General features: G+C 41.0%; 9 protein-coding genes. 7 read left to right on the top strand and 2 right to left on the bottom strand.

Annotated features, from left to right (window positions below):
- Positions 1 to 278 precede the first annotated feature (278 nt).
- Positions 279 to 2,807, top strand: coding sequence for a TonB-dependent siderophore receptor (locus tag H5164_RS19355; RefSeq protein WP_182757359.1), 2,529 nt, complete (start codon positions 279 to 281; stop codon positions 2,805 to 2,807).
- Between the two features lie 141 nt (positions 2,808 to 2,948).
- On the opposite strand, the gene H5164_RS19350 is transcribed toward H5164_RS19355, so the two are convergent.
- Together H5164_RS19350 and dusC are read right to left on the bottom strand one after the other, a co-directional pair.
- Entirely contained in the window at positions 2,949 to 3,254 is a 306-nt protein-coding gene (locus H5164_RS19350) for a TraR/DksA C4-type zinc finger protein (RefSeq protein WP_371698052.1), read from the bottom strand.
- 405 nt (positions 3,255 to 3,659) lie between these two features.
- On the bottom strand, positions 3,660 to 4,604 hold the full coding sequence (gene dusC, locus H5164_RS19345) for a tRNA dihydrouridine(16) synthase DusC (protein ID WP_182757358.1): 945 nt from the start codon (positions 4,602 to 4,604) through the stop codon (positions 3,660 to 3,662).
- A gap of 325 nt (positions 4,605 to 4,929) precedes the next feature.
- Between dusC and H5164_RS19340 the strand changes: the two genes are divergently transcribed.
- From H5164_RS19340 to dnaX, 6 genes are all read left to right on the top strand, one after another.
- Positions 4,930 to 5,376 carry a hypothetical protein gene (locus H5164_RS19340; protein WP_124016068.1) on the top strand — a complete coding sequence of 149 codons (447 nt, stop codon included), beginning with the start codon at positions 4,930 to 4,932 and terminating at the stop codon, positions 5,374 to 5,376.
- 137 nt (positions 5,377 to 5,513) lie between these two features.
- Complete coding sequence (locus H5164_RS19335; RefSeq protein WP_182757357.1) at positions 5,514 to 6,371, top strand: DUF692 domain-containing protein; 858 nt, start codon at positions 5,514 to 5,516, stop codon at positions 6,369 to 6,371.
- The gene (locus H5164_RS19330) at positions 6,371 to 7,126 is read left to right on the top strand and encodes a DUF2063 domain-containing protein (protein ID WP_182757356.1); all 756 of its coding nucleotides are present in this window, start codon (positions 6,371 to 6,373) and stop codon (positions 7,124 to 7,126) included. Before H5164_RS19335 ends, H5164_RS19330 begins: the two co-directional genes overlap by 1 nt.
- Before the next feature lie 381 nt (positions 7,127 to 7,507).
- Complete coding sequence (locus H5164_RS19325) at positions 7,508 to 7,873, top strand: YbaN family protein (protein WP_182757355.1); 366 nt, start codon at positions 7,508 to 7,510, stop codon at positions 7,871 to 7,873.
- 132 nt (positions 7,874 to 8,005) lie between these two features.
- Positions 8,006 to 8,557, top strand: coding sequence for an adenine phosphoribosyltransferase (gene apt / locus H5164_RS19320; protein ID WP_101088153.1), 552 nt, complete (start codon positions 8,006 to 8,008; stop codon positions 8,555 to 8,557).
- A gap of 148 nt (positions 8,558 to 8,705) precedes the next feature.
- Positions 8,706 to 11,600, top strand: coding sequence for a DNA polymerase III subunit gamma/tau (gene dnaX / locus H5164_RS19315; protein WP_182757354.1), 2,895 nt, complete (start codon positions 8,706 to 8,708; stop codon positions 11,598 to 11,600).
- The last annotated feature ends 120 nt before the right edge of the window (positions 11,601 to 11,720 follow it).

Here is an 11,720-nt window from a genome sequence, read left to right as displayed (position 1 = left end):
GTGGTGCCTTATATGTTTATTTTCTTATGTTAATAAATGTTAATAGACTGAGTTAATACAGTGTAATTTGCTAAATTATTGATTTTAATGGGATTGGTTTAAGTCAAATTAATTATCAATCTTGATGTCAAGTGTGATGTTGTTCACATGTTGCCCTTATTGACTAAAGGTTTTTTATTCATTAATAATGTTTTTCAATGATTGGCACTGACCAATTATTCATAATTAAAAATATAACGACTTGTTTTATTTTATTCCAAGTTATAGGGAGTTTATTCATGAGTTCAGTCACATTAACTGCTAAGGCAATTCGCCGTAGTTTAATAGCTGTAGCAGCAACAAGTGTCGCGACAACAGGCTTATTTTCTTCAGTAGCATTTGCTGCCGACGAACAGAAAGTTGAAAGAATCGAAGTAACGGGTTCTCGTATCCAACGTCAAGACATGGAAACAGCTTCTCCAGTAACCATCATTTCTGCTGAAGCTATTCGCGCAGAAGGTTTCACTTCAGTTGACCAACTACTTCAAGCTCAAACCTCAATGGCTGGTGCCGCTCTAGGTTCTAGTTCAAATAACGGTTCAGATGGTATTGCACAAGTTGACTTACGCGGCATGGGTTCTCAACGTACGCTAGTGTTATTAAACGGCCGTCGTATGGTTAACTCTGGTTCAGGTGCAGACAGTTCTGTCGATTTGAACTCTATTCCTGTATCTATGATCGCTCGCGTTGAGATCTTAAAAGATGGCGCTTCTGCGGTATACGGTTCTGATGCTATTGCTGGTGTTGTTAACATCATCACCAAGAAAGACTTCGAAGGCTTCCAATTCGATCTTAACGGTAGCACTACTAGCGAAAGCGACGGTGAGACAGGTGAGTTAAGCGGTTTATACGGTTTCAATACTGATGGCGGTAACTATACTGTCGGTGCTGCGTATTCAAAACGTGAAAGCGTTATTCAGTCAGATCGTAGCTGGACAGAGCCAGGTGCAAGTTCATTTTTACCTACTGGTTCATTAGGCGGAAAAGTACGCAATGACGCTGGTGAATGGGTTGCTCGTTCTACAGGTTATGACTACACCACGAGCAGTTATTACCAAACACCAAACGAGCGTTACAGCTTGTTTGCTAATATGATTCAAGAGTTAGACAATAATTTGGTGCTAAGTGGTGATGTTCTTTACACTAAACGTAAGTCTGATCAGCAACTTGCTCCGCAACCTGCTGATGTTATGCTAAACGTATGTGGCGCTCCAGGTGTTGAAGCTGGCGCAGCATGTATTACTCTTGATTCTGCTATGACAGCCGGTGGTGTTGAAGCTGATGATACTGGTCGAGTCAATTACCGTCGTCGTACGACTGATGCTGGTCCGCGTATTTATTCTCAAGATACTGATACATTCCGTATCTCTGCGGCTTTGGCTGGTGAGTTTGATATCAATACCGGTATGAACTGGGATATCGCATACACTTACGGTAAAAACAAAGCTGATTCAAGCGTTGATAACTCAATCAATGCAACTAATCTTAAGCAATCTGTTTATGCTAACCAAGATGCATGGTTCACAGGTGTTCCATTAACGGGTGATATTGTTAATGACATTAGCTTTACCGATAATGCTAATGGTGGTAACGAGCAGCATGTTGTTTCTGCAGGCTTAAATGGTGAGTTGTTCGATGTAAGTGCTGGTGCAGTTGCTTTTGCTATCGGTGCTGAATATCGTTACGAAAGTGGTTTCTATAATCCAGATCCTGTAACAGTAGCTGGCGATAGTACTGCTGCTCAGCAAGATCCTACTGACGGCAACTACAATGTTTTCTCTGTATTCGAAGAAGTTAGTGTTCCTTTTACCGAAAAATTAACCGGTGATTTTGCACTTCGTTATGACGATTACTCAACATTCGGTAAAGCATCTACTTGGAAAGTGGGCCTTACTTATGAAGCATCTGATGATTTAATGCTTCGTGGTGTAGCGGCTACAGGTTTCCGTGCACCTAGTATCAGCGAGTTATTTGGCGGTGATACCGGTTCATACGACTATTTAGATGATCCTTGGGGCAATGCTCAAGATCCACAGATCTTAACGCGTTATACTTCAGACAGTAACTTAAAAGCTGAAGAATCAGATTCTTACACAGCGGGTTTAGTTTACTCACCTAGCTATGTTGAAGGTTTATCTTTAACGCTTGATTACTGGCGCTTTAAAGTCACCAATGCTATTACACGTTTAGATGTTCAAGCGGGTCTTGATGCATGTTTTGCTAATGCTTCTGCTGCTGCATGTGAAACCTTTAACATTGGTCCAAATGGTGATTTGTCTAACTTAACAAATACGTTAACTAACGTAGGTAGCCAAGACACAAGCGGATTAGACTTTAACTTAGCTTATAACTTTGAAGCGTTATCGTTAGATTGGAAAATCAGCAACGATACAACTTACTTGATCAAGTTTGAGCAAGAAGATAACAACTACACCAACAATATTGATGGTAACTTTGGCGCGTATGCTCGTGTACGTAACAACTTCAATATTCAAGCTGGTCAAGACAGCTGGAGTGTTAACTACTTCAACCGTTACATTGGTGAAATGGACGACTTAAATACAGGCGATAAAGTGGATGCGATTCTGTACCACAACGTTGCCGGTACTTACTATGTTACGGACATGATTACCTTGAGCGCTGGCGTGAAAAACTTAACCAACGAAGAGCCATCACGCGTATCTAATGGTAGTGACGGCGGTACTGTACCAGAAGTGTATGACACTATCGGTCGTCAGTACTACGGTGGCGTATCTGTTAAGTTCTAAATAACAGAGACACATAAAACAGTCTGATATTAATACTGTTTATTACGAAAGGCCTACATTTATGTAGGCCTTTTTTATGATGATGATTTTATAATGGATAGCTAGGTTGCAGATCTATGTGTGCTTTACAGACGTTAATGGCTAGTGATCTAAGCGTAATTCATGCCGATGTTCTCGACGAAATTTTTGTTCGCATTGAGTGCAACGTTGTTCCGTTGGATCTGTGATTAGGCGATATGCTTCTATGTCGACTTCACAATCTGAGCAAAGCCCATATAAACCCAGTTCAAGTTGACAATATGCAGCATCTAGCCGCATCAGCCGAGTAAAAATATCGGTGTCGGCGAGTTTTACTTGTGGTAGATAATCAATTAGTTGCCCAAGAGGGGTTTGCATTGTGACATGAGCAACTTCAGTCGATTTTAATGAATCCTTAATAACGAGCATTAACTCACGTCTCAAAATAAGTTCAAGTTGTTGAAGTTTTTGCTTTATATCCTGAGAATTGTGCAACTGAGATAACCTTAACTGACTATGCCAATGTAGATAATCTATTTTAAGCACAAATAGAGCCGACGTTATGACGAAGATCAATTCTCGATTAGATTTTTGAGATAAAAACATGAATAATAATTTACTTTTTATTCATGTTAGCCAAGGTTAATGCTCTGTGCTGGAGAGGCTCTAGGGGCTTTATTAACGAATAGGTGGTGAATCAATCACCCTATATAGAACACTGATAATAATATTGCGCTATCAACTTTGCTTAGGATAAACACAGTTTAACGAGGTGAATGACATAACCCAATCAAACTGCGTTAGATCCCAGCCTAGATCCACGATATTGCTAGTCTATAACAGTGCGCGATGAGCGTTTTGTAAGGTATTAACGATTTCTTCGGTTGTTTTAAACACTCGCAATTCTCTAAATAAAGTATCCGCTTCTGGGTATTGACGATTTAAGTAACTAAACCATTGTTTAATCCGTGAGGGATAATAGTCCGACTTTCGTCCGGTGAGTTCTTTGTCACTATAAGCCATGAGTAAACTTAATGTTTGTTGCCAGCTAAACGGGATTGCACCGGTTTTAATGGTGTCACCTAAGTTCGGTAGCGATATAGCACCTCGGCCAATCATTACACTGTCACAACCAGTTACGTCCATACAACGTTGCGCATCAGCAGCATTCCAAATCTCTCCATTAGCAATAACGGGAATAGGCAGGCGTTTTCTGACTTCGGTAATGTATTCCCAATAAGCAGGGGGCTTATAACCGTCGGTTTTACTGCGAGCATGAATTGCCAGCTCTGTTGCGCCGGCTTCATACACAGCTAAGGCATTTTCCATAAATAACGACTTATCTTCGTAACCTAAACGGATTTTGGCAGTAACTGGATGTTCTGACGGTACAGCATCGCGCATGGCCCTAACAATGTTATAAATATTCTCTGGGTATTGCAGTAACACTGCGCCGCCTTTACTTTTATTGACGGTTTTTGCTGGGCAACCAAAGTTTGCATCAACGCCGTTTGACCCTAGTTCTATGGCTCTAATGGCATTTTGTGCCATCCACTCTGGTTCTTGTCCTAACAACTGAACACGAACTGGTGTACCTGATGCAGTTAAACCTTGATGATGTAACTCTGGACACAGTTTGTAGAAGACTTTTTCAGGTAATAGTTGATTGACTACCCTGACAAATTCCGTCACCACCAAGTCAAATGGATTGATGGCTGACAAAATTTCACGCATATGGTCATCTACCACACCTTCCATCGGAGCTAAAATAACGCGCACAATACACCTTGCTGCAGTAAAAAGTGGGCTATTTTAACGTGTTTATTATCGGATAGCAGCACTAAATAGTGCCATGACCATCTTTGTCTCGACGTTAAGTAAATTATTATTAATAATCATATTGATATGATTGTTGTTGTGTCTATGTTAAATGTATATAGCGTTATTTTTAAGCTTGCCTAGCAACAATTAATGTTAATAAAATGGATTTTTTTCACATTTCGGATATTTTTTTGTAATAAACGTTACTAACGGCAGGTCTCTTTACACAAGCCGGCAATAATGCTGGTCAGCATTATAATCACGACTTAAGGATATAATTATTATGAATTCAATCAAACAAACTACGTTAGCTGTTGCGTTAGGTTCAGTTGTAATGACGGCTGGTTTTTCGGCGCAAGTAGAAGCAAATCCATTTGGTTTTCAACAATTAACTTCTGGTTACCAACTTGATGGCGGAGAAGGTAAGTGTGGTGAAGGCAAATGTGGCGACATGAAAAAATCAGCGGAAAAAGCGGCTGAAGGTAAATGTGGCGACATGAAACAGTCAGCGGAAAAAGCGGCTGAAGGTAAATGTGGCGACATGAAGCAATCAGCGGAAAAAATGGCTGAAGGCAAGTGTGGCGACATGAAGCAATCAGCGGAAAAAGCGGCTGAAGGTAAGTGTGGTGACATGAAAAAATCAGCGGAAAAAGCAGCTGAAGGTAAATGTGGCGACATGAAGCAATCAGCTGAAAAAATGACTGAAGGTAAGTGCGGCGGTCAAAAATAACAGTTTGCTTCTGTTTGATAATGCCTAGGCTTATCTAATACAATTAAGGCCTGAGATTCAGGCCTTAAATTTATCTGTTTTTTATCGAATATTTAGTTATATCAATACTTAAAAAACAATCATCAAGGACACGCATTATGTCTACAAATCATGCTCATGGCTTAGCCAATGTCGGTTTAGGGCTTCGTCGAGAAATGTTAGACGAATTTTGTCAGCATGTGCCTGCCGCAATTGAGTTTTTTGAGGTTGCGCCTGAAAATTGGATGACCCTAGGAGGTAAGTTTGGTCGTCAATTTGCTCAATTAACCGAACAACATCGTTTTTTTTGTCATGGATTATCTTTATCCATTGGTAGCCCGCAAGCTTTAGACGCTCAGTTTGTACACAAGATAAAACACTTTTTAGATCGGCATAACATCGATATTTATTCCGAACATTTAAGTTATTGTTCGGGAGCCGGTCACATGTACGATCTTATGCCGATCCCTTTTACTGACGACGCAGTGATCCATACAGCTAAAAGAATAAACCAGGTTGAAGAGATACTTGAGCGGCCATTTATTTTAGAAAATGTTTCCTTCTATGCAGCTCCTGGTGCACAAATGAGTGAAGTTGAGTTTGTTAATGCCGTTTTGCAAGAAGCTGACTGTAAGCTGTTACTTGATGTGAATAACATTTATGTTAATTCAATTAATCATCAATATGATGCTAATGCTTTTTTGGCGGCTATGCCGACCGAGCGGATTGAATATTTACACATTGCTGGGCATTATCAAGAAGACATTGATTTGGTTGTTGATACCCATGGTGCCGACATTATCGATCCTGTTTGGGGATTATTACAGCAATGCTATCAATTACACGGTGTACATCCCACACTGCTTGAGCGCGACTTTAACATTCCTAAAACCGACATTTTGCTCAATGAAATTAATCAAATCCATCAATACCAACAACAAGCTTTACGTCAGCAGTCATTACTGAGGAAGGCATAATGGGTTTTATGCAAGTACAGCAACAATTTATGGATTACATTCGTGATCCTAGCTTGCCATTACCAGAGGGTATTGAGCCTAGGCGGATGAATATCTATCGAGAGTTATTTTTTAATAATATCAGTGGTTTTGTCTCCAGTGCTTTTCCGGTACTTAACAGTCTATATCAGGATGAACAATGGCAAGCATTAGTGCAGAAGTTTTTTCGGTCTCATGATTGTCAAACACCAATATTTGTCGAAATTGCCAGTGAGTTTTTAGCGTTTTTGCAGCATCAATATCAAATCACACAAGATGACCCGATTTTCATGTTGCAGCTAGCGCATTATGAATGGTTAGAGTTATGTGTGGCAGTCGCGCCAGACACACCATCATCTCAGTTGCTCGTTTCTGGTGAGCTCGCCCAGCGGCGATTATGTTTGGCCACTTGTGCCAAGGTCGCGCAATACGCTTTTGATGTTCAACATATTAGTGTTGACTACCAACCCATTGAACCTACACCGCAAGCGAACTTTTTTTGTGTGTTTCGAGATTTAACTGAGCAAGTTGCTTTTTTGCAACTGACGCCTCTAAGCGCACAAGTATTGGCTTACATTGAGCAAATGAGCCTTTCTCAACAAGGTGTCACCGTAGAGGCGATTATTGTGTGGTTAAGTGAACACTACCCACAAATGTCCAATGACACCTTATTATCAGGCTGTTTACCTTTACTCCAACAATTGGCGCAAAAGGGGATTATTATTTCATCAACTTAGTCAAAATAGGCTTAAAAAATTTATGGTTTTTATTTTATAAAGATAGGTCTAAAATGAGCCACTTTTTGTGACTGGCCTCACACTTGCTGTTCGCTAAGTTAACCCAATGTTGACCTATCATAGCGAATGAAAGTGTTAAGCTATTGCAGTAACAACATCACCTGAATGTAGGAATAATCATGAGTCAGCCTTTTAAAGACCCGTTTAACATATTTTATTTCGTTGGTTTTATTTTGGTTTTATTAATTCCAACATTACCCGCGAGTCTTTCATGGTTGAAAGCAACAGGATTAATTTAACGCTAACTTCAGGTTAACCTGTCATGATGTGTCTACTAAACCACTCTGCTAGAGTGGTTTTTTGTTTCTGATGAGGGTGCTTATGGCGGTAAAACGTGGTTTTTTTCTAATAATAGGCCTGTGCAGTCTTGTTTTAGGCTTAATCGGTATTGCGTTGCCTTTATTGCCAACAGTCCCGTTTATTCTGCTAGCTGCTTTTTGTTTTTCCCGTTCAAATGATCGCTTGCACCATTGGTTAGTCAATCATCCATGGTTTGCCGAAGGTATTCGTCAATGGCAATCGAACAGGGCATTGAGTCGTCCTCTTAAGAAAAAAGCAATGTTGATGACCGTGCTAAGCTTTGGGGTTAGCATTGCCATTGTGCCGATTGTTTGGGTGAAAATGATGTTATTGTGCATGATGCTTTTTTTAGTATTTTTTTTGTGGCGGATCCCAGAGTTAGAATAATAAATCGTCAGTTAAGGTAAGCTAGTTGCAACTGAGATTAAACGGGCATAAGATCAGCTAAGTATTTTTACCAGAGTCCACCCGCAACGTGGACTTTTTTATTGCGTAATCACTTTTATAGAGTTAACTAAAATTATGATGAACCAAGACAGTTTAGCGCTTATTAAGCAAAGCATTAAAACCATTCCTGATTATCCAATACCAGGCATCATGTTCCGTGACGTCACGAGTTTGCTTGAAAATGCAGAAGCTTATAAAGCCACTATTGCGATTTTAGTGGCTCATTATCAATCAAAAGGTTTCACTAAAGTGGTTGGTACGGAAGCGCGTGGTTTTTTATTTGGTGCACCACTAGCTTTAGAGCTAGGTGTTGGTTTTGTACCTGTACGTAAACCAGGTAAATTACCCCGAAAAACCATTAGCCAAACCTATGATTTAGAATACGGTAAAGATACCTTAGAAATTCATGTCGATGCCATTAATGCCAATGATAAAGTGTTAGTGATTGATGACTTGCTCGCCACGGGTGGCACGATCGAAGCAACAGTAAAGCTTATCCGCCAACTTGGTGGTGAAGTGTCTCACGCTGCATTTGTAATTTCATTACCAGAAATTGGTGGTGAGAAGCGTTTGCAAGGTATGGGAATTGAAGTATTAAGCTTATGTGAGTTTGATGGTGAGTAAATAGTAAAATAAACTGCTATTTTATTAAGCAGTTAACTGTATTCTGCACTATCAAATACATGCTCAACAATAGCATGCCAGCCCTTGGCATGTTATTGTTAACCCCTTTATAGGGATTGACTCCCGATAGCTCTCTGTGGGGAATTTCATGTCTTACCAAGTACTCGCCCGCAAATGGCGTCCAGCTAAATTTGACCAAATGGTTGGCCAATCTCATGTATTAATGGCACTAACCAATGCATTGAGTCAGCAAAGGTTACATCATGCTTACCTGTTTACCGGTACGCGCGGTGTAGGTAAAACCAGTTTGGCGCGTTTATTTGCTAAAGGTCTCAATTGCGAAACTGGTGTAACGGCTACACCCTGTGGCGAATGTTCTAGTTGTATTGAAATTGCTCAAGGTCGATTTGTTGATTTAATTGAAGTCGATGCCGCTTCTCGTACTAAAGTTGATGATACTCGTGAGCTCCTCGACAATGTTCAATATCGTCCTTCACGTGGCCGTTTTAAAGTGTATTTAATTGACGAAGTACACATGTTATCGCGTAGCAGTTTTAATGCATTATTAAAAACGTTAGAAGAACCGCCCGAACACGTTAAGTTTTTACTGGCGACCACTGACCCGCATAAATTACCTGTTACCGTATTATCTCGCTGCTTACAGTTTAATTTGAAAAGTTTGTCGCAAGATGAAATTACTAAGCAGTTAGCGTATATCATCAGCCAAGAAAACCTACCTTTTGAGCCACAAGCATTGAGTTTATTAGCTAAAGCCGCTAATGGTAGTATGCGTGATGCGCTTAGTTTAACGGATCAAGCCATCGCTTTTGGTAGTGGTCAAGTCATGTTGACACAAGTACAAACCATGCTCGGCAGCATTGATGAAAAACATGTGCTGGCTTTATTAAAAGCCTTATGTGACGCTGATGTGGGTCCATTAATGCAAACCGTGTCAAAAGTATTAGCATTTGGTGCGGACGCAGAAGAAGTTCTGCGCAGTTTATTAGAGCTACTGCACCAAATTACCTTGACTCAGTTTGCCCCAGCCGCTGCGCAGCAATCATTGTTTAGTGAACAAATTTTAGCGTTTGCACAGCAATTAGCGCCTGAGCAAGTTCAGCTTTATTATCAAATGTTACTTAACGGTCGTAAAGATTTGGCTTTTGCACCTGATCCTAAATCAGGCTTGGAAATGGCATTATTGCGCGCCGTTGCATTCACCCCTGAAAAACAAGTAAAACGTTGGGTGACAACTACACCTGCAGATATTAATTTAAGCGTGATTGATCATGCTTTACCTCCCACGCAAGAGGTCATTGAAACAGGCCCAAAGCTTGATAATCAGTCTCAAGCGAATAGCGCGTTAGCAGCAACGATATTACCAGTTCAGGCAGAAGCTGCGGCGATGAATGTTGAGACTGACATTGACGAGGTTATTGATGATGAGCCAGCCGCAGCCTCACTAATAGCAGAACAAGCTTTATTGCTCAGCCAAGCACAAAGCCAAGGTTTTGATGAACAATCGCCCCAAAGCCGCGTTGATACCCAAAGCCGCGTTGATATAAGTTCAGCGGCGTTTGCTCATTCAACGGCTGATAATATTGCCGTGAGCACTGAAATCGGCGAATCAACTGCTTCAGACAGCAAGATTGATGCGCCTAAACATGACACCACTGAAGCGCAAGAGTTTTGTGAGCAACAGGCATTAGCTGTTAATCCCACAGATACAAGCAGCAAGAGCGATGTCGACGCCAATACCGCACAAGATAGTCAAGAAAATCAGCATGCTCAGGACGCAGATAATGGATCATTTGATGGTTATTCTTTTACGGATTATGATGCCTCTGATGAAGCATCAATGGAATACCAGCCGTCTGATCATGATGAATATATTGCTTTTTCGGCGTTAAATCAGACTCCAGAGACGAACCGTGTTAATACTGCAAAGGGCTTGATGTCTTCGCCGAAAACGGCGGATCATCATAGTGATGCTTCGGCTAGCAATAGTGTCGACAATAGTGTTGATAACAGCACTGACATTAGCAGCAAAAATGTCAGCCATAGCATTGAACAAGATTTGCTTCGCGCTGATGATTTAGACGACTTTCTTGACGAAGTACTCGCTAGTCGTGATTCTCTCATCGCTGATGTTGGGGCATTACAGCAAAAAGATGAACTCGCCAAAAAAGAAGCCACTAAATCAGTTTCTTCAAGAGTGATCAAACCATCCAATTCGCCGGTAGTAAACTCAGAACACTTAGCCGCTGAGCCTAAAACGCTTGAATCTACTGTGCCCAATACCAGTGCAGTGTTATCTGCTGTGGCCACTAAAAGCGACAATTCTCCGGCTATCAGTGATTATGATAGACCTCCTTGGGTCGCGCCCAAAGAGGGCGAACAAGTTAATGCATTTGCAGATGTTCAATCACATGATAAATCTGCCGTTGAAGCCACAATTAACCAGCCGAGCAATGTTTCTCAGCAGGTTAATCAACAAGATCTAAAGCCTGCTAGCGCTGTCGTCGCCGCTAACCCACAGAGCATGACAGAGCCTAAAATGACTCAATCGCATGCAGTGGCCCAGTTTGAGCCACATAGTATTCAAGGTGATGAGGTTGATTTGCACTGGTATAAAGTGATGACCCATGTTTCTGTTGGTGGTAGGGTGCGACAATTAGGTGTTAATTCAGTGTGCTCTGGTTTGTCCAATCCAATAGTGTTGGTCTTAAAACCGGATCAAAAACATTTGTCAGCGCAAACGGCTATCGATCAATTGCAAGTGGCGTTAACTGAATACCTTGAGCAACCGACTGAAGTACAGATCCAGATTGGCGTTGTACCAAAACGAGAAACACCGCTTGAGTTACGTAAGCGTTTTCACCGTGAACTTATCGCACAGGCGCAACAGTCTATTTTGCTTGATGATAAAGTGCAGTGGATGGTCCAGCGTTTATCAGCGCAATTAGACAGTGACAGTATTGAATATCCATCGGAGCAATTGGGGCAAATTGCCCAAGAGATTGCGCTTATTAGTGCCTCATAAATGAACAAATACGCTAATCTTGCTTGAGATGAAGTTATCTTCATCTCAAAAGTATCTCAGTAAGATTGCCAATCGAATTTATTTCAGTAAGATTAGCGTCATTATGGCGACTTGCTAACA

Origin of the sequence: Shewanella sp. SG41-3 (genome assembly GCF_014164545.1) — a bacterium.
In the GTDB taxonomy this organism is placed as follows: domain Bacteria; phylum Pseudomonadota; class Gammaproteobacteria; order Enterobacterales; family Shewanellaceae; genus Shewanella; species Shewanella vesiculosa.
The sequence above is the reverse complement of the archived record's forward strand: the minus strand, read 5'-3'. Positions and strand labels throughout refer to the sequence as shown.

Coding starts and splice junctions, on each gene's coding strand:
- H5164_RS19355 (WP_182757359.1), top strand. CDS start 279: ATGAGTTCAGTCACATTAACTGCTAAGGCAATTCGCCGTAGTTTAATA.
- H5164_RS19350 (WP_371698052.1), bottom strand. CDS start 3,254: ATGCTCGTTATTAAGGATTCATTAAAATCGACTGAAGTTGCTCATGTC.
- H5164_RS19340 (WP_124016068.1), top strand. CDS start 4,930: ATGAATTCAATCAAACAAACTACGTTAGCTGTTGCGTTAGGTTCAGTT.
- H5164_RS19335 (WP_182757357.1), top strand. CDS start 5,514: ATGTCTACAAATCATGCTCATGGCTTAGCCAATGTCGGTTTAGGGCTT.
- H5164_RS19330 (WP_182757356.1), top strand. CDS start 6,371: ATGGGTTTTATGCAAGTACAGCAACAATTTATGGATTACATTCGTGAT.
- H5164_RS19325 (WP_182757355.1), top strand. CDS start 7,508: ATGGCGGTAAAACGTGGTTTTTTTCTAATAATAGGCCTGTGCAGTCTT.
- dnaX (WP_182757354.1), top strand. CDS start 8,706: ATGTCTTACCAAGTACTCGCCCGCAAATGGCGTCCAGCTAAATTTGAC.